Annotated in this window: 21 protein-coding genes; 7 read left to right on the top strand and 14 right to left on the bottom strand. The window is 48.0% G+C overall.

Annotated features, from left to right (window positions below; genetic code table 11):
• Positions 1-41: 41 nt before the first annotated feature.
• From FN124_RS01230 to ggt, 4 genes are read right to left on the bottom strand one after another with little or no spacing between them, the layout of a single operon-like run.
• Positions 42-1118 carry an aminotransferase class I/II-fold pyridoxal phosphate-dependent enzyme gene (locus tag FN124_RS01230; protein ID WP_142682980.1) on the bottom strand — a complete coding sequence of 359 codons (1077 nt, stop codon included), beginning with the start codon at positions 1116-1118 and terminating at the stop codon, positions 42-44.
• Positions 1100-1522, bottom strand: coding sequence for a hypothetical protein (locus FN124_RS01225; protein ID WP_142682979.1), 423 nt, complete (start codon positions 1520-1522; stop codon positions 1100-1102). Before FN124_RS01225 ends, FN124_RS01230 begins: the two co-directional genes overlap by 19 nt.
• A gap of 6 nt (positions 1523-1528) precedes the next feature.
• Positions 1529-2056, bottom strand: a complete 528-nt coding sequence (locus FN124_RS01220) for a DUF1572 family protein (RefSeq protein ID WP_142682978.1) — start codon at positions 2054-2056, stop codon at positions 1529-1531.
• Positions 2057-2071: 15 nt separating this feature from the next.
• Entirely contained in the window at positions 2072-3778 is a 1707-nt protein-coding gene (ggt, locus tag FN124_RS01215) for a gamma-glutamyltransferase (RefSeq protein WP_142682977.1), read from the bottom strand.
• Positions 3779-3904: 126 nt separating this feature from the next.
• Here ggt and FN124_RS01210 point away from each other — a divergent pair, with 126 nt between their 5' ends.
• On the top strand, positions 3905-6436 hold the full coding sequence (locus FN124_RS01210) for a M14 family metallopeptidase (RefSeq protein ID WP_142682976.1): 2532 nt from the start codon (positions 3905-3907) through the stop codon (positions 6434-6436).
• Between the two features lie 62 nt (positions 6437-6498).
• Here FN124_RS01210 and FN124_RS01205 read toward each other — a convergent pair whose 3' ends face one another.
• The 10 genes from FN124_RS01205 to FN124_RS01160 form a co-directional block, all read right to left on the bottom strand.
• Positions 6499-7107: a redoxin family protein gene (locus tag FN124_RS01205; protein WP_142682975.1), complete on the bottom strand. Its 609-nt coding sequence runs from the start codon at positions 7105-7107 to the stop codon at positions 6499-6501.
• A 145-nt stretch (positions 7108-7252) separates the two neighbouring features.
• Positions 7253-8158 (bottom strand): YihY/virulence factor BrkB family protein, encoded by a 906-nt coding sequence (locus tag FN124_RS01200; RefSeq protein ID WP_185937049.1) that lies wholly within the window; start codon positions 8156-8158, stop codon positions 7253-7255.
• Positions 8159-8225: 67 nt separating this feature from the next.
• Positions 8226-9281: an endolytic transglycosylase MltG gene (gene mltG / locus FN124_RS01195; RefSeq protein WP_142682973.1), complete on the bottom strand. Its 1056-nt coding sequence runs from the start codon at positions 9279-9281 to the stop codon at positions 8226-8228.
• 134 nt (positions 9282-9415) lie between these two features.
• Positions 9416-9775: a preprotein translocase subunit SecG gene (secG, locus tag FN124_RS01190; protein ID WP_142682972.1), complete on the bottom strand. Its 360-nt coding sequence runs from the start codon at positions 9773-9775 to the stop codon at positions 9416-9418.
• Positions 9776-9780: 5 nt separating this feature from the next.
• Positions 9781-10989, bottom strand: coding sequence for a DUF8458 domain-containing protein (locus FN124_RS01185; protein WP_142682971.1), 1209 nt, complete (start codon positions 10987-10989; stop codon positions 9781-9783).
• A 33-nt stretch (positions 10990-11022) separates the two neighbouring features.
• Complete coding sequence (gene lptE / locus FN124_RS01180) at positions 11023-11544, bottom strand: LPS assembly lipoprotein LptE (protein ID WP_142682970.1); 522 nt, start codon at positions 11542-11544, stop codon at positions 11023-11025.
• 24 nt (positions 11545-11568) lie between these two features.
• A complete protein-coding gene (locus FN124_RS01175) occupies positions 11569-12807 on the bottom strand; it encodes a sigma-54 interaction domain-containing protein (protein ID WP_142682969.1) in 1239 nt (412 codons plus the stop codon).
• Between the two features lie 58 nt (positions 12808-12865).
• Positions 12866-14278 carry a tRNA (N6-isopentenyl adenosine(37)-C2)-methylthiotransferase MiaB gene (gene miaB, locus FN124_RS01170; RefSeq protein WP_142682968.1) on the bottom strand — a complete coding sequence of 471 codons (1413 nt, stop codon included), beginning with the start codon at positions 14276-14278 and terminating at the stop codon, positions 12866-12868.
• Positions 14279-14479: 201 nt separating this feature from the next.
• Positions 14480-14986 carry a hypothetical protein gene (locus FN124_RS01165; RefSeq protein WP_142682967.1) on the bottom strand — a complete coding sequence of 169 codons (507 nt, stop codon included), beginning with the start codon at positions 14984-14986 and terminating at the stop codon, positions 14480-14482.
• A 23-nt stretch (positions 14987-15009) separates the two neighbouring features.
• A complete protein-coding gene (locus tag FN124_RS01160; RefSeq protein WP_142682966.1) occupies positions 15010-15789 on the bottom strand; it encodes a (Fe-S)-binding protein in 780 nt (259 codons plus the stop codon).
• Positions 15790-15984: 195 nt separating this feature from the next.
• Between FN124_RS01160 and FN124_RS01155 the strand changes: the two genes are divergently transcribed.
• From FN124_RS01155 to FN124_RS01130, 6 genes are all read left to right on the top strand, one after another.
• Complete coding sequence (locus FN124_RS01155) at positions 15985-16563, top strand: RNA polymerase sigma factor (protein WP_142682965.1); 579 nt, start codon at positions 15985-15987, stop codon at positions 16561-16563.
• Positions 16564-16670: 107 nt separating this feature from the next.
• Positions 16671-17714, top strand: a complete 1044-nt coding sequence (locus FN124_RS01150) for a FecR domain-containing protein (RefSeq protein WP_142682964.1) — start codon at positions 16671-16673, stop codon at positions 17712-17714.
• 126 nt (positions 17715-17840) lie between these two features.
• Positions 17841-21320, top strand: coding sequence for a SusC/RagA family TonB-linked outer membrane protein (locus FN124_RS01145; protein ID WP_142682963.1), 3480 nt, complete (start codon positions 17841-17843; stop codon positions 21318-21320).
• A gap of 10 nt (positions 21321-21330) precedes the next feature.
• On the top strand, positions 21331-22785 hold the full coding sequence (locus FN124_RS01140; protein ID WP_142682962.1) for a RagB/SusD family nutrient uptake outer membrane protein: 1455 nt from the start codon (positions 21331-21333) through the stop codon (positions 22783-22785).
• Between the two features lie 10 nt (positions 22786-22795).
• The gene (locus FN124_RS01135) at positions 22796-23635 is read left to right on the top strand and encodes a DUF4843 domain-containing protein (RefSeq protein ID WP_185937048.1); all 840 of its coding nucleotides are present in this window, start codon (positions 22796-22798) and stop codon (positions 23633-23635) included.
• A gap of 18 nt (positions 23636-23653) precedes the next feature.
• A complete protein-coding gene (locus tag FN124_RS01130) occupies positions 23654-25060 on the top strand; it encodes a PKD-like family lipoprotein (RefSeq protein WP_142682960.1) in 1407 nt (468 codons plus the stop codon).
• Positions 25061-25117 lie beyond the last annotated feature (57 nt).

The following is a 25117-nucleotide window of genomic DNA, read 5'->3' as shown; positions in this document are numbered from 1 at the left end:
AACAGAAGAGAACGGGAGGGCAACTTCCCGTTTTTTTAGGCCTATACTTTGGTGATCCCGAACTCCTGCAGGAACTGGTGCAGTGTTGCTATATCTTCCTGCAGGTGCAGTGCAGAAACCACTGCCCTGTTAATCACCGGGCTGTGTGGCTGCGGATAGGGAAAGCTGGAAATAATAACGTCCCGGTCGTGCAGGTAATGCACCAGCGCGTCGTCCGGAGGCAGGATGAACATGGGGAGGCCATGCGGGTTATGCACCACGGTATTGGCGGTAAGATGAAGGAAGTAAGCGATGTTTTGTTGTAATGACCTGCGCATTTTTGCAGCGAGATCTCCTGAATGCAACCAGGCATGGGCATGCATCGGTATCATGGGAGTACTGCCTGAAAAGACGGGCAGTTTTTTCACTGCCGTGATATCTGCAGCATGACCGGCAACAATCCCGCCGGCAACGCTGTAGGCCTTTGCCAGTGAGGCGGAGAGCAGGTATCTTACACACGGGGTTTCCGGTAAAAAATGAATAGCGCCCTGCCCGTCGGGACCTAATATGCCGATGCCGTGTGAATCATCTGCCAGTACCAGTACCTTGCGCTGCAGCTCCTGCAGCCAGTGGAAAGGATGGATGGCGCCTGTAAGCGGATTTACGGTATCAGTGATGATCACAAAATGATGATCCGGGTGTGCATTCACCTGTTCTATTGTATGGATGATCCATTCTTCCCGGCTCATATCCGGCAGCACCGGCTGCTGGTACCACAGCGAAGGGTGCGCATCCGGTGCATACAGTGGCTGCCTGTTGCTCACTGCGTATTGTACGGCGGCCTGGGATGCCAGGTAGCCGGAAGAAAAAACGGCTGCTGATTGCTGCTTCAAATGTGTGCAAAGGGCATGTTCTGTTTCTTCGTATATAGATAACCGTAAGTTGCCGGACCTGGAAGAAGGAAACAGGGTGCCATACTTTTCAATACCTTCTGCCAGCAGTTGTTTGAAGGCAGGCAGCTGGTGCAGCCCGAGGTAGGCAAACCCTGAAAAGAAAAGACAGCTGCGGCCTTCCTGTAAAACTGTTCTTCCGGGTGTATGATCCGTATACAACATAGCCGTTATTCTTTCTTCGTACATAAAATAAACTGGAAGTCGGTAGAGGTTACCTGCATATCGAAATAATCTTCCGTAAGCCTGGTAACTGTAACGAGGTTTTCCACTTTGCGGTCGCCGTTTTTTGCAGTAACGGAGATCATGGCGCCGTTGCTTAGAATAAAGTATTTACCGGTGTCGGACCTGCCGGCAATGGTGGCCACAAATACATTATTATCCAGGAACTGGTAATAAGCATCCCGGTAATAACCTTTCTTCAGGTCCTGTGCCTGTATGTACTGCGTATTGCTGATGGGCGATTCCGGTGGAATTTTCACATCGTATACCCGCCACTTTTTATTCATCAGCAGCTCATTGTTCTTTTTCCCCTGGCAGGCGGCGAACAGGAGGAATACCGTAATAACGGCAAATAGGTGACATATTTTCATGAATGATCAGTTCCCTGTTTTTGCTTTATTGAAAGCTGCCGATCCGCCTTTGGGGATGGACAGGCTTTCCCATTTATCTTTCAGGATCATTTTCCCGATGTATACAATCTGGCCAACGTGGTAGGGCACATGTGCCAGCTGCCGGTTGATAGCATCTATTACAATATGAGGTTCATTGCGGATAAATACGGTCCTGTCGAGATCCGTGTCCTGCAGGGCGCGAATGGCGGTAAGCATGCAATCCCAGCCCTCATTCCACAGTTGCAGGATCTGTTCATAACTGTAGTTGTCTTCCTCAAATTCCTGGTCGCGGTTACGGCCCGGCTTTTCCCCGTCTGTGGTAAGGAAATCAGTCCAGCGCGACAGCATATTACCATGCAGGTGTTTAATGATCATGGTAATGCTGTTGGGCGCTCCCTCCGGTTGCCAGTTGAGCTGGTCTTTGTTCAGTCGCTGTATGGTTTTAAAACCCAGCTCCCGGTGTATTTCAAAACGTTTTAGCACGCTTTGCAGATAAATAGATTGAATAGACATGTCAGTCTTTTTAGATTAATATCCTGCAGCGCTGTCGTCGCCGCGCTTATCACCGGAAGCTTCCAGGTAGCGGCTTTCAGGCGCTCTTTTAATAATTTCTGTACGGCCTATGGGGCCGCGTTTTACCACCTTGTAGCCCATTCCTTCCAGCGCCTGGATGGTGCTGTCGGGGAACCCGTTTTCCACGGCAATTTCATCGGGCAGCCACTGGTGATGGAACTTGGGTTTGTTGATGGCTTCTGATGGCGTGAGGCCAAATTCCAGTGTATTCATCAACGTTTGGAAAACAGAGGTAATGATAGTGGAGCCACCGGGTGTACCCAGGGAGTACAGCACTTCATTTTTTTGCAGTACCAGGGTTGGCGTCATGGAACTGAGCATGCGTTTGGCAGGAGCAATGGCATTGGCTTCCGTGCCTACCAGTCCGTACATATTAGGCACGCCTGGCTTAGCGCTGAAGTCGTCCATTTCATTATTCAGCAGGAAGCCCGCTTTACCTGCTACTGTTCTGCTGCCGAAGTGGCCGTTGAGGGTAGTGGTTACCGCTACGGCATTACCGTCGGCATCTATGATGCTGAGGTGGGTGGTTTCTTCGCTTTCAGGAAGTACCCCTGCTTTTGTTTGTTCGCTGGAGCCGGCCTTGCCTGGTGTAAAATCCTGCATGCGGGCAGCGAGGTATTTTTTGCTTGTGAGCTGGGAGAAAGGTACTTTCACGAAATCGGGGTCGCCGAGAAACCGGGCCCGGTCGGCATAGGCGCGTCTTTCTGCTTCCACCATCAGCTGAACGGCCTGTGGCGACTGGAAGCCCCATTGAGAGATGGGGTAGTTTTCCACCATACCCATCAGCTGTTGCAGGCAAATGCCGCCACTGGATGGCGGGGGCATGGTTACAATCGTATAGCCTTTATAGTTAAAGGTTACGGCGGTCCTTTCTTTTGATTTATAATTTTTGAGATCCTGCAGTGTTATGATGCCGTTGCCACGTTTCATTTCTGCTACTATGCTGGCAGCGGTTTCTCCCTGGTAAAATCCTGCGGCTCCTTTATTTCGTATAAGCGTGAGCGTATGAGCCAGTTCTTTCTGCACCAGGGTGTCGCCGGCTTTCCAGGGTTGTTCCCTTACAAAGACGGTTTTAGTGGTATTAAGTCTCTCGAAATCGGCCCTGGCGCTATTAAGCCCTGCAGCCTCCAAGGCGGTGATCACAAAGCCTTTTTCTGCCAGGCGTATGGCGGGATCTATCAGTTTGGAAAAAGGCAGTTTAGCATATTTCATGGAGGCGAATAAACCGGCCACGGTGCCCGGTACGCCTGCAGCGAGGTGCCCGTCCAGGCTTAACTGGGTGATGGGATTACCGAGAGAGTCCAGGTACATATCCCTGTGTGCCTTTGCCGGCGCGGTTTCCCGGTAGTCGATAGCGATATTGCGCCCGTTTTTCAAATGGCCCACAAGAAAGCCGCCGCCGCCGATATTACCGGCGCCGGGATATACCACGGCCAGCGCCAGCTGGGTGGCAATGGCAGCATCTACAGCATTGCCGCCCTGTTGCAGTACAATAGCGCCTACGCGGCTTGCCAGCGGATGTGCAGATACAACTGCGCCGTGTAATACCTTAATATCTTTCTCAATACTATAGTCGTAAGGATGTAGTTTATCCGTTGTTTGCTGGGCACAGGCGGTGTGTAATGTGCATACCGTCATTCCCAGCATGATAAGGAAACGCATGGTGGTCTTTTGGCATCGAAATTAACGATATGCGCTGAATTACGGGAAATTTAATAATTTAAGCGGGTTAATAAATTATCACCGGAAAACAATTCCTAACTTACAGTATCCAATTGCAGGCTTTATATGCGTAGATTTTTATTAATGGCTTTTGTTATGCTGGGCGTTCTTTTTGCTGAGGCCCAGGTGCCAACACCTGACCAGTTTCTCGGCTATCCCCTGGGCACCCAGTTTACGCCACATTACAAGGTGGTGGATTATTTTAAGCAGGTAGCAGCTACAGCAAAGAATGTAAAGCTGGAGCAGTATGGGACCACCTATGAAGGCAGGCCGCTGCTGATGGCTATTGTAGCATCTCCTGAAAATGCCGGCCGGCTGGAGGAGATCCGGCAGCACAGCCTGGATATGTCTAACGCAAAAGGCAACAGCGCCGGTAACCAACCGGTAATTGTATGGCTAAGCTATAATGTACATGGTAATGAGGCGGTTTCCACGGAGGCTTCCATGAAAGCGCTGTATGAGCTGGTAAATAACGGGAACGCACAAACGCAGCAATGGCTGAAGAACACTGTAGTGATCATTGATCCCTGTCTTAATCCCGACGGCCGTGAAAGATACGTGAGCTTTTATAACAATACCCGCAGCGTTACGCCCAATGTAAACCGCTGGTCGAGAGAGCATAATGAGCCCTGGCCGGGCGGCAGGGCCAATCATTATTACTTTGACCTGAACCGCGACTGGGCCTGGCAAACACAAAAGGAATCGCAGCAGCGGGTGGCAAAATACAACGAGTGGATGCCGCAGCTGCACGTGGATTTCCATGAGCAGGAAATAGAGGCGCCTTATTATTTTGCGCCTGCGGCGGAACCTTTTCATGATGCCATTACTCCCTGGCAGCGGCAGCTGCAGGTGCTCATCGGGAAAAATAATGCGAAGTATTTTGATGAACAGGGCTGGCTGTATTTTACCAAGGAACGTTTTGATCTTTTCTATCCCAGTTATGGTGATACCTATCCTATGTACAACGGCGCTATTGGTATGACGTACGAGCAGGGCGGAAGCGGAAGAGCCGGCGTAGCCGTACTGAAAAGGGATGGTGATACGCTTACTCTGACCGACCGGATCGCGCATCATTTTGCTACCAGCATGTCTACCGTTGAAGTGGCATCACAGCAGGCGGCAAAGATCCTCAGCGAGTATGCACAGTATTTTGAAGCCGCGCAGAAAACGCCGCAGGGTGGGTATAAATCGTATGTGGTGAAAGCCGGGGGCAATACAGAGAAGCTCAATACGCTGGCGGAGCTGCTGCGTAAAAATAATATCAGCGTTGGCTTCGGCGCCAGTACCGGCAGCGCCAGTGGGTTCAATTATTTTACAGGTAAAACGGAAACGTTTACGATTGACAAAGAAGACCTGGTGATCAATGCCTATCAGCCGCATTCCAATATGCTGCGCGTGCTGTTTGAACCGGTGTCCCGCTTAACTGATTCTGTTACTTATGATATCACCGCATGGGCTTTGCCTTATGCATACGGGTTAACTTCCTATGCGGTAAAACAACCGTTAACACCGGTGACAGATGCACCGGCAGCGCGTAATAACACGCCTTTGTCGGCACAGAAACCATATGCTTATCTCGCTAAATGGAACAGTTTACGCGACGTGAAATTCTTATCGTCACTACTGCAAAATGATATTAAAGTAAGATTTACGGAAACGCCCTTCACCGCCGGGGGTAAGGATTACCCGGCGGGAACGCTTGTGATTACCCGTTCGGGAAACACTGCAAAAGGCGACCAGTTCGATCGTTTTATTACCATGCAGGCCAATCATTTCAAGATTTCACTGGATGCAGTCACCACTGGTTTTGTAGATAAAGGGATGGACTTTGGCTCCGATAAGATCCGCTTTATCCGTAAGCCGGAAGTTACGCTGCTGGCCGGAAGAGGCATCTCTTCCCTGGGTATGGGAGAAATATGGCATTTCTTTGAACAGCAGCTGGATTTCCCCATAACGGTAGTGGATGAACGAAATGTGGAAGATATCAACTGGGATCAGACAGATGTGCTGATTTTAGCCGACGGGGATTATAAAATATTTGAAGATAAAGCAGCTACTGATAAACTGAAAGAGTGGGTGAATAACGGAGGGAAGCTGATTGCACTGGAATCAGCAGCGGTGCAGGTGGCCGGGGCCGACTGGGGCATTAAGCTGAAGAAAGAAGAAGAAAAGGATAAAGAAGCAAAAGAGAAAGCGGCTGCTGCGCGTCCGTATGAAGCCCTGAAACCATATGCCAACAGAGAACGGGAAAGCATTAAACAGTTTATTCCCGGCGCTATCTATAAAGTGCAATTGGATACTACTCACCCGCTGGCATTTGGTTATCCTGCATTTTATTATACGCTGAAGCAGGATGCCCATTTGTATGAGTTTATTGAGAATGGGGGCTGGAATGTAGGCGTGTTGAAGAAAGACAGCTACCTCGCGGGCTTTGTAGGCGCATCCACCCGGCAACAGTTGAAAGACGGGCTGTTGTTTGGTGTAAAGGAAATAGGCAGCGGTTCCGTCATCATACTGGCAGATAATCCTTTATTCAGAAGTTTCTGGGAAAACGGCAAACTGTTGTTCAGTAATGCAGTTTTCCTGGTAGGTCAGTAATATGCCGGTGATTTTTCAGGGAGATGAGATACTGCCGTATACCATCTCCCTGAAAAAGAATTTTAAAGATTCCTTTTTATGTTGCATCCCATGCTGTGAGAAGTGTTTACGCTAACGGGTTTGCCCGCCAGCATTTCATTGATGGCGTTCTGTAATAAACGCGTTTTTACCGCTGCCGCATTACCGGGACTGTCATCAATTCCTCCCTTATAGGCGAGCCGGCTGTTTTTGTCGAACAGGAAGCATTCCGGGGTATGGTTGGCGTCGAAAGCGTTGGCCAGTACTGCATTTCTGTCTACCACATAATACCATTTGAATTGTTGTGCAGCAGCATACTGTTTCATAGCGGCAAAAGATTCATTGCCGGTGCGTGCGGCTTCATTGGAGTTGATCATAATTACACCGATGCTGTTTTTTGATGCATACTGGCAGATATTGCGCAGCCGCTCCTGGTTACGCAGCATATAAGGGCATTGATTACTTCCAAAGATCACCAGCAGCCCGTTATTTCCCTTTGCAGCGCCTAAAGAGATTTCTTTCCCGGAAATATCTGTACAGGTTATTTCTGATTTTGGTAAGGGAGATCCTGGTTCCAGTGGTACTTCCCGGGTTGGCTGAAAGGAAGAAAATAAAATAGTACAGCAGGATAAATAAAAGGTGGCCTTAATCATAGCGTATGGTTTTCAGGTCCTGACTAAATATAGTAAAATGCAACAGTATATTTCTGTCTTTTTTCAAGATAAATAGCCGTTCAAGTTATGATAAATAGTAATAAGATAAAAATATTTATCAGGGAGAGGGGGCTGATAATATGGATTATGCAGAGAGTGAATGTTTTTTTTCTTCCTGTTTTGCATCGCTGACGGTTCTGATACTGGCGTTCAGTTCAAAGCCTACAAGGAGGATAAAGGAGTTGAAGAAGATCCAGAGCATGAGCACCAGGATGGTGCCGATAGATCCGTAGATTTTGTTGTAGTTGCCGAAGTTATTGACAAACCAGGAGAACCCGATGGTAACGAGGATCATACATATAGTGGCTACGGCGGCGCCGGCGGTGATGAACTTCCAGCGTTTGGTAGTGGCGGCGCCAATGCGGTACAGCACTGCATTAACGGAATAGAAGAGCATGATGATGAGCAGCCACCGGGCAATGTCGATCACGTTCCTCAGTAATGTACTGTGGATGCCGATGATGTTAAACAGCCAGCGGAGCGTGGCGCCCTGGGCAATGATCAGGGCAACAGTGATAAGCAGCAGCAATACCAGGATAGCAGTGAGCTGCAGGGCAATGAGCCTGTTTTGCCACCATTTTCTTTTCCGGAACCCGGCGCCCTGTATTTTACCAAATGACCGGAGTATGCCCATTACGCCGTTGGAAGAATAGAAATATCCCATTACGAATGCGATGGAGAGCAGTCCGTTGCGGTGTGTGTAGAGGAAGTCGTGGATCATTCCCCGTACAATCATATAAGTATTATAGTTAGGGGTAAGGTCCTCGGCCAGGTCATAGAGGGTAGGCTCTATATTGTGCACGGGAATGTATGGCACTAATGTGAACAGGAAGATAAAGAACGGCGGAATGGCCAGGAGGAAGTTAAAGGAGATGGCCCTTGCCCGGTCGCCAAGTCCGCGGCTTTTGGTTTCCTGGCTGAAGTGTTTTAATACGTCGTATAACGGGATGCCTTCAAACCCGGGCAGGATCAGGGTTTTAGTCCTTTCCACCAAACGGCGGTAGGGTTTTGAACGAAAGATGATGTTTTCGGGTCTGAAGGCCAATTTGTTGTTTTATTTAGAAACCTCTTTTATTCAGTTCTGTCTGGTATTTTTTTGCGTTTACCAGGTGCTCGGCATAGGTGGCTGCAAAAGCATGGTAGCCGGAGAAATCGGCCCTGGCGCAAAAATAAAGGTAATCTGTTTCCGGAGTATTCAACACGGCATTCAAAGTTTTTTCGGAGGGCGTGCAAATCGGCCCCGGTGGGAGCCCGGCATAACGGTAAGTGTTATACGGAGAATCGAAAAGGGTATGATTTTCCCGGATCCTTTTCAGGCCGAAATCCTGCAGGGCAAATTTCACTGTAGGATCTGCCTGCAGGCGCATGCCTTTGCGGTAGCGGTTAAGATACACGCTGGCAATGATGGGCTTTTCGTCGTTTTTATTGGTTTCTTCTTCCACGATGGAGCTAAGCACGGTTACCTCGTTCATAGAAAGGCCCAGTTTGGCGGCTTTATCTTTTCTCTCCGGTGTCCAGAATTCTTCCCTTTCTTTTTCCAGTTTTTTGAACACGGCTTCAGCGCCGGTGTTCCAGTAGAACTCAAAAGTGTTGGGTATAATAGCGCACATCACGGTATTGGTATCCAGGCCAAACTGGCGGAGGTATACCGGGTCGTTCATCAGGGAGCGCATTACATTGGAATCTGCCTCCAGGTTATTGGAGATCTTCCGGACGAAATCGTTTTTGGTGCGCAGCTTATTGATAATGAGTACCACTGGTGATTGCTTCCCTGAGCGGAGCAGGCGGGCGATCTCAAAGTTGCTCATACCGCGGGTAATTTTATAGCGGCCTGCTTTTACGCGGTTGGGATAGTCCAGCCGTTCTGCTACCCAGTTAAAGCTGTTGCGGTTGCGGATGATGCCCTGTTCTTCCAGTCCGTCGAGTACCGCGGAGTAAGTGCTGTTGGTGCGCACATAAAAGTATTTGCTGTCGCCAAAAGCTTTGGTATTGGGCCCAAATACGCGGTAAGAGGTATATACCAGGGCGCCTGCCGCCAAACAGCCGGCAATGACCAGTATCCGTCTTATCCATACAGATTTAGCGCCGGATTGTTTGCTTTTCTTCTTCGCCATAGATAGAGTTGGGAGTTATAAGGAGGCAAAAGCGGTGATCAGCCAGGTTTTTCAATGTGCTCCGCCGGTTGCCATTAAAAAAAACCTCGCTTTTAACGGCGAGGTTTCAAATATTATTATTCTGATAAAATTAATTACTTGCCGGGAGCAGGCGCAGGTGCCGGAGCAGGAGTGCCTGGTAATGGAGTAGACGGAGCCTGGGGCGTAATTGGCTGGCCGGCGGATGCTCTTTCAACCGCACTTGGCGCTACCTGCTGCACTTTGCTGCTTTTACCAATAAAGAAAGGAGAGGTCAGGCACAGTATGGCAATAATTGTAGCCAGTATCCAGGTACCTTTTTCCAATACGTCAGTTGTCTGACGCACCCCGATCACCTGATTGCCCACACCACCGAAGCTGCCGGAGAGCCCGCCACCTTTGGGGTTCTGGATCAGCACGAAGAAGCCGAGCAACACACAAGCTAATATGATCAGGATACCGAAAATTATCAACATAGAAATTACTGTTTATTTTTATCTGTTTTTGACTTTAAGTCTAATATCTTTTGCGCAAAATAAGCGTTTTTGTCGGGATTAAGCAAACTTAATTTTTGATATATCTTAATCGCATTGCCATATTGCTGCTGCCGTACCCAGATCTCAGCCAGGGTCTCGGAAACGATGTCGTTGTTGAAAACAATAGAGTCCATTGCCATTTTTTCCACTGTTTCGGAAACTTCCGGTTCTTCATCTTCATCATATAACCGGTGTAATTGCTGGTGATACCAATCCTTATTGGTTTTGCCGGCAAAGTTGTCTTTCATTTGCCGTAACCAGGAGGTAAAACTTCTCATTTCTGCCACGCCCTGTTCATTTAAATCATCTGCTTCTTCCGGGTTTTTAAGCCTTTTGTAAGCAAAGTAATCATCAGTGTATAAAGGTTGAAATACCAGTTCTGTTTCTTCTTTTGCCGTAGCCAGCGGGAATATCCTAAGCGGGCCGGTAGATGATTCTTCTCCATCAGCGGCTTTGATCTCTTCTGTAGCATCCTGCCCGTTGGTAGGGGATGGCACTGTTACCGGTGGGGGTAGTGTTTCCACTGTGTGACCGGCGTCTCCGGGTTCAAAATCAGCCACCGCAATGGGGGCGGCTGTTTCCGGTGCTGTTGTATGGTACCCGGGTGTAGTTGTCGGGGCTGCTGCCAATGCTGTATTTTCTTTTTCCGAAGCTGTTGTTTCAAATTCCGATGTAAAAGTGTTTGTTTCCGGTGATGCCTGTGGCTGTACTTCTTCTTCAGAAGTTATGGTCTGTTCTTCAGCAATTTCAGGAAGTGTTTCTTCTTCCGGTTCAGGGATTATAGCCTGATCTTCAGCAGGTTGCAGGAATGTTTCTTCCTCTTCCCCGTTTACATCCGGCTGCTGTTGGAGTGTGTTTTCCTCCGGCAGCGTGTCTTCCGGGATAACGGCGGCTATACGATCTTCCACTTCCTGCAGCACCTGTTCCTGTGTGATCAGCTGATAAGCATAGTGATGCTGATCGGAATACAGCAGCGCTTTTTTAACAGCAGGATGATGGAGGTTGCCGGTTTGCTGGTAAGTTTTCCTTGCCAGCAGGAGGCGGGCTGCGGAAAAATACGGATGATCCGCGACCAGTTGCTCCATTGCCGCTTCGTTTACCAACTGAAGAGAGGTTTGTTGAAACACATGTGCTATAATCCTGTTTGCCGTCATAGGTTGCTAATGTAATAAATTAATGATTACACACTACCAGTTTGCAAAAGCCCTGTTGAAGATATCATCTGTGATACCCGGGATGATATTTTCGTCCAGCAGGCGATTTTCAACGCTGCTGGGCAATTGGGTGGCGGGGAACTCTGCGGAGCGGGAAAAGGATTGGGTAAAGCCTTTTTTATCGCCTATGCGTTTAATAAAAGTAACGTTTACGGTAACATTCAGCCTGGAAGTGGCTGCCTGATCTACATTGGTCACTGCCGCATTGGAAAAGGAGTATCCGGTAATGGTTGCCTTGAACTCATAATCGGCGCGGGGCTCTGTTTCGTTCACCTGTGTAAGACGGGTTTGGGAAGTGATCTTGTCGCGCAGCTTCATGGTCAGCTTCTGGCTCAGGGTGGGGTTATTGATGGGCGCCCTGTTTTCAATAAAGCGAACGTTCACGGTAGTGGCTCCCTGGTCTATACTGGCGCCGGTGGTAGAGTATTTTACGCTGCAACCTGCCAGTATTGCCATCATACCGATGGCTATAAATGCTTTGATATTGCTGATCATTGTGGTGCTAATATTAAAATTCGTTTATTCAGCGATGTTATATTCCTTGAGTTTGCGGTAAAGCGTTCTTTCAGAAATTCCCAGGTCCAGCGCGGCATCCTTGCGTTTACCTTTGTGTTTTTTCAGCGCTTTCACAATGAGCTCTTTTTCTTTATCGGCAATCGACAGTGTTTCTTCTACTTCTTCGTGATGGTCAATCTTATTATCCGACAGGATAATGGGCTGTTGAGCTGGTCCGAGGCCGGCGCCCGGAGGTGTATTCATTTCGGCCACGCCGGGGTAGTTGTGCATCACATGATTATCCGGATGATATTCTGCTGCATGGGCCATATTGGGGTTCTGGAGGATATCGAAGAACATTTTCTTCACCTCTGTCACATCTTTCTTCATATCGAAGAACAGCTTGTAGAGGATATCCCTTTCGCTGTTGAAATCGCTGGTCTGCTGAGGCGCCGCCAGCATCGGCAGGCGGTTTACCTCCGGCTGATCGGGCAGGAACCGTTTCAGGTCGTTGGCGGTTACCAGTTTGTCTGAAGACAGCACGGAGATCTGTTCTGCAATATTTTTCAGTTCACGGATATTACCTCTCCAGGGATAATTTACCAGGATGTTCCTGGCTTCTTCATCCAGCTGTATGGAAGGGGTTTTATATTTTTCGGAGAAATCGACCGAGAATTTTCTGAACAGCAGCGGGATATCTTCTTTACGGTCGCGGAGCGCCGGTACCCGGATGGGGACGGTGTTGAGCCTGTAGTAAAGATCCTCGCGGAATTTTCCCTGCTGGGTGCGCTCCAGCAGATCGCGGTTGGTGGCCGCTACTACGCGCACATCAGTTTTCTGTACTTTGGAGGAACCTACGCGGATATATTCGCCGGTTTCCAGCACGCGGAGCAGCCGGGCCTGTGTTCCCATTGGCATTTCCCCGATTTCATCGAGGAAAATAGTGCCGCCGTTAACGGTTTCAAAATACCCCTTGCGGCTGTCGACCGCACCGGTAAAGGATCCCTTTTCATGTCCGAAAAGCTCGGAATCGATGGTGCCTTCGGGGATAGCGCCGCAGTTCACGGCAATAAACGGATTATGTTTGCGGGCGCTCAGGGCATGGATAATCTGTGAAAAAACCTCTTTACCAACACCGCTTTCCCCGTTAATAAGTACTGTGAGATCGGTATTGGCTACCTGAACAGCCACCTGCAATGCATAATTGAGTGCAGGACTACTACCAATAATGCCAAACCTGTTTTTTATAGCCTGTATGTCCATAAGCGGTTATTCATATGTTTGATGGTTTAAAATACAGACAGTATAATAATGCTGTCTGCTATTGTACAGCTTTCCCTATCAAAGTACCCGATGTGCAGCTTTCCACTTTCACCATCACATAATCGCCTTTCTTAAAGTTTTCCTTTGGAAACACGATTACCTTATTCTGATCATTCCGCCCGAACAACTGTTCATCGGAACGTTTGGAAGTGCCTTCCACTAATACCTTGAAGGTTTTGCCAACTTCTTTGAGCATATTTTCCTGTGAGCAATCGCGGTGCAATGCCACTATTTCTGCCAGCCGTCTTTTCTTTACTTCTTCCGGAACATCATCCTTATACCGGCGCTCTGCCAGTGTACCGGGGCGTTCGGAGTAGAAGTACATATAGGCCAGGTCGTAGCCAACATAACGCATCAGGCTCAGGGTTTCCTGGTGGTCTTCTTCCGTTTCCGTGCAGAAACCCGTAATTACATCGGTAGAAAGGCCACAGTCGGGGAGCAGTTCACGGATACGGTTTACCTTTTTGATATACCATTCGCGGGTATACGTGCGGTTCATCAGCTGCAAAATGCGTGAGCTGCCGCTTTGTACCGGCAGGTGGATATAGTTGCAGATGTTGTCGTACTTCTGCATAGTGAAAAGTACCTCATCTGTAATATCTTTAGGATGGGATGTGCTGAAACGTACGCGCAGCAAAGGATTGATGAGCGCTACTTTTTCCAGCAGCATGGCAAAGGTGATGGTTTCGCTGCCGTCGTTGCTGGTCCAGTAATAGGAATCAACGTTCTGCCCCAGGAGCGTTACTTCCCGGTAGCCGTTGGCAAAAAGCTCTTCTGCTTCCCTGACAATAGAATAGGCGTCGCGGCTGCGCTCACGGCCCCGGGTAAACGGCACCACGCAGAAAGAGCACATATTATTACATCCCCGCATAATGGATACAAAGGAGGTAACCCCGTTGTTGTCCAGTCGCACCGGGCTGATATCCCCGTATGTTTCTTCCCGGCTCAGCAGCACATTCACTGATTTCTGGCCGGTACCTGCTTCTGCGATCAGGGCAGGTAAACTGCGGTATGCATCGGGTCCCACCACCAGGTCTACCAGTTTTTCTTCTTCCAGCAGTTTGCCTTTGATGCGCTCAGCCATACAACCTAACACACCTACCAGCATACCCGGGGTTTGCTGTTTTATTTTTTTGAATTCGGTAAGACGTTTACGTACGGTCTGTTCTGCTTTCTCGCGGATAGAACAGGTATTCAGCAATATCAGGCTCGCTTCTTCGGCGTTGCGGGTAGGGCCATAGCCTTCTTCGCCAAGGATGGAAGCAACAATTTCACTATCGTTGAAATTCATTGCGCATCCATAACTTTCAATGTAGAATTTTTTAGTATATGTTTGGGTGCCAGTCGTTGCAGGAGCAAAAGCTTCTCCCTGGCGACTTTCATCATGCACTTTGGTATCCAGATCAAGCATCCTGACAAAAATTTTGGAAGGCAAAAATAGGTAATAAAAATAACAAAATGACAGAATGGCAGAAAATAGATTTCCGGATCTTTAGTACCCCTGTAATGAATACCAATGACCCGGAAACAGGCTTGTATATGAGCAGATTACGATTAGAACACGAACAGGCCAGGCACGGTGCGCAGAGTAAAGGAGGACCTGATGCGTCCTTTACGCGGTTTTAACCTTTAGCTTTTTCGCCACCCAGCTGTCTTTCAACGGCTGTAACCAGTTGGTATCCAGTTCCTGCCGGGTAAGTACAGTATTATTAAGATAGATCGTATTTTCATTGATATAGCCTTTTTCCAGGGCATAAGCCACCTGGGCCATAGGCAGAAGCTCTATTTTATCTTTTACAATAAAGCCCAGCAGGAGGCGGTCAAACAAATTTACCCCGTACTGTTGCTCTATACTTTTGATAATACGAACGGAACTATCTGTACTGCAGCCACTTACCGTGGTCTGCGATTCATCTGCCATCAATACGATCACCTGGTTCAGCACTACCTGCCCCCAGCCCTTTACCGGAGCGCCGTGTGCGTTCCATTGGCTGGTGAACTGGTGCAGCTGTTCGTTAATTTCCAGTATCTCCTGTTCATTGAATGGTCTGTTGCTCTGGTATATCCAAACCCTGGAGGCGGGAGAAAAGCCTGCAGGGAAGATGTTGCTGGTATTCATGGCACAAATTTAGGTAAATGTATTCATTTCATGCTCCCGGCTATCAGCTCTGCAATGTCCATCACCTTTACGGAGTCTTCCTTACCGGCATCTTTCACACCGTCTGTCAGCATGGTCATACAAAAAGGACAGTTGGAGGCTATTACAGTGGCGCCGGTAGCTACGGCTTCATGCCCGCGCTCAAAATTTATACGGGTATTGCCCTTTTCTTCTTCCTTGAACATTTGTGCGCCGCCTGCACCGCAGCAAAGCCCCTTGCTTCTGCAGCGTTTCATTTCCACCAGGTCGGCATCCAGTGTTTCCAGTACTTTACGGGGCGCTTCATATATATTGTTGGCCCGGCCCAGATAGCAGGAATCGTGATAGGTGATTTTCTTTCCTTTGAAAGTGCCGCCTTCCTGCATCTTTATTTTTCCTTCATCAATGAGCGACTGGAGGAAGGTGGTATGATGTATAACTTCATAGTTACCACCCAATGCAGGATACTCATTTTTCAGTGTATTAAAACAATGAGGGCAGGCAGTAACAATCTTCTTCACTTCATACATATTCAGCAACTGGATATTATTCTGTGCCATCATCTGGAAAATAAACTCGTTACCCGCTCTTCTTGCCGGATCGCCGGTGCAGCTTTCTTCTTTTCCTAAAATGGCAAAACGGATACCTACTTTATCAAGGATGGTAGCAAATGCCCGGGTAATTTTCTGGGCACGCTGATCAAAACTCCCTGCACATCCCACCCAGAACAGTACTTCCGGGGTTTCTCCGTTTGCGGCATATTCTGCCATTGTCTTAATATGCATGCTAGTTTTTTTAAATTAATACCAAATTTGATTGCATGCAATCAAATGAAAAGCCTAAAAGTCATGCAACTGTCTAAAATTCCGGTGTATCCTTTAAATTCCGACACTTGCTTACTAATATTACTGTTTATATCTTTAAGACGAATTGAATATAAAGATAAAAAATAGAACCGCACAAATTTTAAATCTACTGAGTTGTACGCCAGCCTGAATGATAAGGAGCTATGGATCAAGGTAATGGAAGGCGATAAGCATGCATTGTCTTTCATTTATACACAGCATTTCCCTGCACTGTTCAACTATGGCATGAAAGTTCACCCAGATGAAACCATCGTAAAAGATTGCATCCACGATCTTTTTGTAACGCTGTGGTTCAGCCGGGAACGTTTATCCATTACTGATACTATCCGTTTTTACCTGCTGGCCAGTCTTAAAAGAAATATTCTCCGCAGCCTGAAACCCCTTTACGTGCCCAGGATGTTTGACCAGTCGATGGACAAAGCCGACTTCAGCACCAACCCGGAGCGCATTATCATGGACAGGGAATCGGAAAAGGAACAGCAGCAGAAACTGGTAAAGGTGATCAACCAGCTGCCCCGGCGGCAGCAGGAGGTATTGCACCTGCGCTATTTCCAGGGGCTGGATACAAAGGAAGCCGCCGCGCTGATGTCGCTCAGCGTAAATGCCACCTATGTACTGTTATCGCAGGCGCTGCGCTTCCTGAAAAAGCATAGTGATAAACTGGTCACCCTCTTTTTATTATGGCCGTTTTAATGAGTGTTGAACAGACAATTGAAGAGGCCAGGAAAAAAATGAAAAAAAAGTAGCAACAGAACGCTAAGATTTTAACACCGGTTTGCTTTACATTATAAGTATTGAAGATGAGATTCAGGGAATTCACTATTTCAGATTTTATGCAGGAGCCTTCTTTCCGGAGCTGGGTACTGGACAACGATGCCGGTGCCGCCGCTTTCTGGGAAGAATGGATGCACAGTAATCCGGATAAGCGTGAAGAAGTGACACAGGCCAGGCAATGGCTGCAGGTAATCGGGGCGCCCGACTGCGTACCCGGCGAAACCGCAGCAGCAGATACCTGGAACCGCATTGAGCAAACGATCGATAAAACAGAACGATCAGGCAAACGGGGTATTTTTGCCCTGCAACCGGTAGTGGATACTATCAAAAGCAGGCGATGGCTGCCTTATGCGGCTGTGCTGGCCGGGATCGCCGTGTTGTATGCAGCAGCCTTTTTCCTGTTCTCCGGCGGGGAAATACACCAGGCCACTGCCATGGGAGAACTGAAAACCATACTGCTGCCCGATAGCTCGGAAGTGCGGCTGAATGTAAATTCTTCCGTGAGATATGCGGATAAATGGAATGAGGAAGAGGCCCGGGAAGTATGGATTGAAGGAGAAGCGTTTTTTACGGTAACGCATAAACGAAATCATCAGCGCTTTGTAGTACATACACGCGATATGGACGTGCAGGTAACAGGCACCGCTTTTAATGTAAATACCAGAAGGGTACAAACCCAGGTGGTATTAAACAACGGTATAGTGAAACTGGCGCTGCGCCCGCACGGGCGTGATACGGTAGCGCCTATTATCATGAAGCCGGGAGATATGATCACTTATTCAGCCGCCACCAATGAGCTGACCAATAAAAAAGTAGACCCGGAAGTTTATTCTTCCTGGCAAAGTAAAAAGCTTTTGTTTACAGATACGCCAATTACGGAGGTAATTAAATCCCTGCAGGACAACCTGGGCATCACTATTGAGCTGCAGGAAGAAAGCCTGGGCCGGCAAACATTTACAGGAACAGTACCTACAGATAATGTGGAAGTATTTTTCAAAACATTATCCAGGTCGTTACAGGTAACCGTTACAAAAACGGGCGCCCATACTTACAGGATCAACCAGGAGTAGTATTTAAATGATGCCATAAACAATGCCTTGCCCGACAAATGGGGAGGGGGAACTTATGTACCAATGGAATTATAATCAGCCATAATAAACGAGGTAAGAATTATTCAACCAACCTAATCTATTGCTATGATAGAATTTTACGCCAGGCGTGCTGGCGGAAGCATGGCTATGACCCTGCTGCTACAGCTTTGTGTGTTGCCGGCTACAACGGCGCCCCTGCATCGTCAGCACGATAAATTGTATGCCGCCGCCCACCCGGTTACCCAGCAACAGCCACTTCCCCTGAAGGAAGTATTTGCCATACTGGAAAACCGCTACAAGATACGCATCAACTACACCGGCAACACCATTAAGGACCTGAAAGCAACTGTTCCTGCGCCTAAAACAGCTGCGGTTAAAATGGAGGATTACCTGCACCGCTTATTGTTGCCCTTAAACCTGGAAGTGGAAGAGGCAGGCGCAAACAATTATATCGTTTTCCGGAAAGAACCGGCCAGGCAGACTGCTACCGCTCCCAGGCAACAGGAAACAACCGCTGTACCGGCCGCTGCGGCAGTAACGGAAGCTGTAACGCGCATGCCGGAAGCGCCTGTACAACCACCGCTGAAAGGCCAGGTAACACAGGAAGACGGTATGCCCATTCCCGGTGTAACCGTAATGGTAAAAGGTACCCGCATTGGCGTACAAACCAATGCCGACGGGCGCTTTGAACTGAGGGATGTACCCGATAATGCCATACTGGTATTCAGTTACATCGGTTTTAAAACGCAGGAGATAAAAGCCGGAAAACGTACATCCTTTGCCGTTACACTGCTTACGGATATGCAGTCGCTGAAAGATGTGGTAGTAAACGGTTACCAGAATATCAAGAAAGATAACTTTACCGGCTCGGCAGTTACTATTACGGGAGAAGAGCTAAAACGGTTTAATCCCCAGAACATCCTGGCCAGCATCCAGTCGTTCGACCCTTCTTTTAAACTGGTGGAGAACAACTTCTCCGGCTCTAATCCCAATGCCCTGCCAAATATCAATGTAAGAGGCACCACGGCGTTACCAACCGGGAAAACAACAGAGCTTACACGCAACCAGATCAACAGTACGCCCAACCTGCCATTGTTCGTGATTGATGGCTACCCGGTGCCTGTACAATCAGTATATGACCTTGATCCCAACAGGATCGCAGCAGTAACATTGCTGAAAGATGCCGCTGCTACAGCAGTATATGGTTCCCGCGCAGCCAATGGCGTGCTGGTGATCACCACACGCCCGCCGAAAGAAGGGAAGTTGTCGCTCACCTACGGCTATGAACTGAACGTTACTACGCCAGACCTTACTGCCTACCACCTGCTCAACGGGGAACAGAAACTGGAGTACGAGAAACTGTCAGGCGTATACGAAAATGCGCTGGGGCAATCGCAGGACGATCTGCAGATGCAATACTACGCCAAACGCAGGAATGTGCTGGCGGGGGTAAACACCTACTGGCTGTCGCAACCACTGGCCACGGATTTTGGACATAAGCATTCTGTAACCCTGGAAGGAGGATCGCAGGCGCTTAAATACATCATCGATGGCCGTTATCAGACCAATGCCGGTGTTATGAAAGGCTCAGGGCGCGATCGTTACAGCCTGGCCACCAACCTGCAATACAGCCTGAAAGATAACAAAGTGCTGTTCCGCAACCAGTTCACCATTTCGCAGGTAAATGGGCGCGAATCCCCTTACCGCGAATTTTCCACCTATGCCCGCATGAACCCTTATTTCCCTAAAACGGATTCCACAGGCAAACTGCTGCGTGAACTGGATAGATGGAATGTGCCCGATTACCAGACCAACGGCATGAAGCTCAATACTGTATTGAACCCTATGTATGAAGCTACACTGGCCAGTTTCAATAAATCGGAATACCTGGAGTTTACAGACGCATTTTCAGCAGAGTATAATATCACCAGCACCTTAAGGCTCCGTGGCGATTTCAGTTTAACAAAGCGGCGCTCTACAGGGGATCAGTTTATTTCTCCCTATAGCAACGACTTCTTCGATAAAACCGGCGATGACCTGAAAGATCGCGGTACCTATACATTCAGCGATCGCGATGAGATCCAGTACAATGGTAACGTGGTGCTGAACTATAACAAAGGAATAGGCGATCATTTCTTTAACTCATCATTGGGCTTCAATATGCAGGAATCGAAAAGCTCGCTGAAGGTCTTTAAAGCACAGGGCTTTACCAACGACCGCTTTACAGATATCACCTTCGCGCGGACTTATGAAAAAGATAAAGCGCCAACCGGTGAAACCTACGAAGAACGCCTGGCCGGCGCATTCGGAAGCATTAACTATTCCTACCAGAACCGCCTGCTGATGGACGCCACCCTGCGTGTGGACGGATCTTCAAAATTCGGGGCAGATGCACGTATGGCGCCTTTCTGGTCATATGGACTGGGATGGAACCTTCACAATGAAAAGTTTTTGCGCAACACGATTATATCCCAGCTGAAACTGAGGGCTACCACCGGTTTAACAGGAGAGGTATCTTTCCCTGCCTATCTTTCCAATACTACGTATGAGTATTATACCGGCGACTGGTACTCCACCGGCGTAGGTGCGCATTTTAAAGCATATGGTAACTCCAACCTGAAATGGCAGCGCACACAAAACTACGATCTCGGCGCTGAACTGGGCCTGTTCCACGATCGGCTGTATATAGCACCCCGCTATTATTATAAGCTCACAAAAGATCTGCTGGCAGACATCAACGTAGCGCCTTCCACCGGCTTTTACCAGTATAAGGAAAACCTGGGGGAAATGGTAAACAAAGGATATGAATTCAACATCCGCGGCAACGTATACCGTAACCGTGATATGTCGGTAAACCTTTACGCCAACATGGTGCATAACACCAACGTAATCACCAAAATTTCCAACGCGCTGAAAGCATACAACGATGATATCGACAAGCAACAGAATGAAAAAGATGAGCTGAAATCCTTGTCGCTCCTGCGTTATAAAGAAGGGCAGTCTATGAACACCATCTACGCAGTAAGGTCACTTGGCATTGACCCGGAGAACGGTAAGGAAATTTTCCTGAATCCCGACGGCACCAAAACCTATATCTATGACGTGAAAAATACCGTACCGGTGGGTGATCAAACACCAAAGCTGGAAGGCTTTTTCGGCGGTAACATGGTGTATAAGAACTGGATGCTGGAAGTGAGCTTCTATACTAAATTCGGCGGCGATTATTATAACCAGACCTTACTGGACCGTGTTGAAAATGCCGACCCCCGGTTTAATGTGGATGCCCGCGTATTAACCGACCGGTGGAAGCAACCAGGCGATGTTACCTTCTATAAAGATATTGCCGACCAATCGCTTACCAGGGCTTCTTCCCGTTTTGTGCAAAAGGAAAACAGGCTGGAATTTAAATCGCTTTATCTCTCGTACGAGGCGCCTGCCACTTTCTACAACCGTCTGAAAATGCGGAGCCTGCGCCTGTCGCTCAATATGAATGATATCGGCTACTGGTCTACCGTAGAAGCGGAAAGAGGTATCGACTACCCGTTTGCCAGGAGCTTCACTTTTTCACTTCAAACAAGGTTCTAAATCATTATATATGAAAAGATATTTAGTCCTCATTTTATTATTCGCCACTTCCTGCAGTAAATGGCTGGACATTAAACCTATCTCGGAAGTATCCGGAGATGAGCTGTTTCAAACGGAAGACGGCTTCAAAGACGCCGTGAACGGCCTTTATAGTCTTTGTTTGAATGAAGATATCTATGGCAAGGAACTGATGGGCGGATTACCGGATGTACTGGCACAGAACTACTCCGTTCCTGTTACCGACAATGCCGGCTACCGGCAGGCAGCTATGTATAATTATAAAGACAAAGAGCTGATAGGCAGGAAAGACAGGATCTGGCAAAGATTGTATGAGGTGATTGCCAACAGCAACCTGATTCTTTCTAACGTAGATCAGAAAAAAAATATCCTTTCCAATGTTAACTACGGGTTAATCAAAGGAGAAGCCCTGGCTATGCGCGCCTGGTGTCATTTTGATGCATTGCGGTTATTCGCGCCATCATTTGCCAGTAAACCGGCTGCTAACGGAGTGCCCTATGCAACGGAGTTTTCAAAGAATGCCCCAGCTATGCAAACCGTAACAGCGCTACTGGATTCCGTGATCAAAGACCTCACCACTGCAAAAGCAATACTGCGTGGCACAGATCCTATCCTTAACCCGGGTTATAAAGTAGGTTACATGATCAGGGATTCTACAACGGAAGACCAGGGAGAGATGTTTGTACAACAGCGCCGTCACCGTTTAAATTACTATGCCGTATGTGGCGAACTGGCAAGAGTGTACCTGTATAAGAACGACAAGGTGAACGCATTACAGAATGCGCTTGAAATCATTGCATCAAAAAAGTTCCCATGGACCCGGCAGGAAGATTTCATGAACGGCAATGATGCAAAAAAAGACAGGATACTGTACAAGGAACTGGTATTTGGTTTTTATATGCCTAACCGAAAGGACGCCATGAACGATCTGTTCAGGAAAGGCAACGGACAAGGGTTGTTTATATCTGCTACAGAAGGAAAGAATATTTATGAAGTAGCCGGAGTGGGCGGGGAAGATTTCCGCTTTAAACAATGGTTCAGTGAGCAATCGGTCAGCTCGGTCACCTACCTGCAACTGGAAAAATACAAACGCACAGATGATAACCTGCATTATCTTATGGGGCCTGCATTACGCCTGAGCGAAATTTATTACATCGCGGCAGAATGCACCTTTGCAAATGATCCTGCCAAAGCATGGGCTTATTTCAATGAAGTGCGCCTGTACCGCGGCATCGGGCCATACAGCGGGCCGGAAGATGCCCAGAGCTTTTATACGGAACTGCTGAAAGAAGCCCGCAAGGAACTGTATGGAGAAGGACAGCTGTTCTATATGTACAAACGCTTAAACAGACCCATACTTGGATTAGGGGGAAAGCCGGTGGCAGCCTCAGATGGCGTGTTTGTACTGCCGCTTCCTGATGATGAAATCGCATACGGTAACCGATAAAATTTTGTACATGAAAAAGATAACAGCGATAAGCATGTTCAGCTGCCTCCTGCTGATGGCATGCAAAAAGCAGGACGAGCTGCTGTTCCGTGAGAATAGTAATGTTTATTTCGATTTTACAGATGATAAAAAGAGCACCAGGGTAGATAGCTTCTTTTATTCCTTTGCCCTTTTTCCTGAAATATCAACAGATACGCTTTTGCTCCCGGTAAGGATTTCCGGGGAGCGTACGCCGTACGACAGGTGGTTTAAGGCAAACATCGTGGCCAATGGCTCTACCGCCGTAGCAGGACTGCATTTCAAGGCACTGGATACCGCGTATAGGATCCCTGCGGATTCAGGCAAGGCTTACCTGCCACTCATTCTTTACGGAACCGATCCGTTGCTGCTGGATACTTCAGTGGTGCTTAAACTGAAGATAGTAGCTTCTTCTTCTTTTGGCAACGAGTTTCCTTCCTATGATACGGCAAAGGTTACTTTTTCCAACCGGCTGGAACAGCCGCTGTGGTGGGTAGTATGGGAAAGTGAGCTGGGGGTTTATTCCCGCGTGAAGCACGAACTGTTTATCCGCACCTCCGGCACTACGGAGTTGCAGCTGGATAACAGCGACTGGCAATCGACTCCCAAAACCCTGTTTTACCTGCGGCAGTTCCGCGCCTTTATGATGGATCCCATCGCCCGTACCGCAGATTATAAAGACAAAGGCTATGCGATAGGACAGGAGCCCAATGGAACCTATTATTTCTATAATACCGGTAATCTCAATAAAAAATATCCGCTGGAATACAGTGCCGCTGATGGCAGGTACTACTTTCATGATGAACATGGTAACCGGATAGTACCACAATAACCAAAATCGCATTCGCATATGAAACATACATTTCTATATATCATTGGCATGCTGGTATTGTTCACCGCCTGCTACAAAGACAAAGGCAATTACGATTACCATCCGCTGGCAGAGCCGGTGATCACGCAGCTGGATACTGCCTATACCGCTGTGGTGGGAGATAGTTTTATTATATCGCCAAAAGTGTTGCTGGCCTCCGGTAATAAAAATTACCAGGGATTATGGAAGATCTCCGTTCCCGGCCAGATGGGCACACAGGATTACACCGGCCAGGAACTGCGTATTGTATTCGGTTTGGGGGCATCGCGTTATCCTGCGGTGTATATCGTGTACGATAGCGTTACGGAGATGAAGTACTATTATAAATTCGTGATCAACGGAACGGCTGCATTTACCCGTGGTACCATTGTGCTGAGCGACGATGTTACTTCTTCCAAAATATCTTTTATTAAGGAAGATGGAACAGTACAGTCCGACGTATATACGAACATCAACCAGGATACCCTCCCTGCCGGCGCATTGCAGCTTACCATGATGCAGAATGTTAACTATGGTAATCTCATTACCGGTTACTGGGCTACCTATAAAACAGGGGGTGTTTATATTGATCCGAATAATCTAAAAAAGATAAGAACACTGGCAAAGAACTTTTATTCAGATCCGGGCCCGTTGCAGGTATCTTCGTTTATACCTACCAGTCTTGGTGTACCCGCAGGTATTATCAATAAACAATTATACCGCGGCGCTACAGAAACCGCTCCATTTGCCACTTACTACGGTTATATGGGGATACCATTATCGGGCACATATAGCCTGGCTCCCACTATCATCGCCAGCGATCCTGATAACCGGGGCTATTTCCTGGGCTTTGAAGAAACAAAAAGAAAGCTGGTGAGAATGGATTGGGGGAATTATCTTGATACAAATTATATCGTAAAGGATTCCGCTTTTACGCCCAAGAACCTGAAGATGGATATGCTGCACCTGGGCCGTTTTTCAGATAACGAATGTTATGCGTTTTGCGACAGCGCCGGGCAGATCAGGGAGCTGCGGTTTGGCGTAGAGTTCAGGACTGGCCAGGACCCTGTGTTCCATGCGCTGGAAAAAAGGAAGCCCGTTATTGCGGATAGGATCAGTGCGGCCACGTTGTGGGCAGAGTCGCCCGTTGGGGTATTTTATTTTTCACAGGCAGATAAAGTATACCGGTATAATCCGTTGAATAAAGATGTGAAGGAACTGGCTTCGGGCTTTGGGGGCAAAACCATTACAATGCTGAAACTGCTGGAGAATGGCAACCAGTTGCTGGTAGGAGTACAGGGCAGTATTTATTACCTGAACGTAGGTACAGGGCATAACGGCGAAACCACCAAACAGGTAAATGGGATTCCCGGGATGCCGAAGGATGTGATTATAAGAGCGAATTAAAAAAAGGTTCAATAAGAAAGAAGCCGTCTCATAAACAAAGGGGACGGCTTCTTTTTT

It is taken from the genome of Chitinophaga polysaccharea, from assembly GCF_902150045.1.
GTDB classification, from domain to species: Bacteria; Bacteroidota; Bacteroidia; order Chitinophagales; family Chitinophagaceae; genus Chitinophaga; species Chitinophaga polysaccharea_A.
This window is presented reverse-complemented; position numbering and strand designations above follow the sequence as displayed.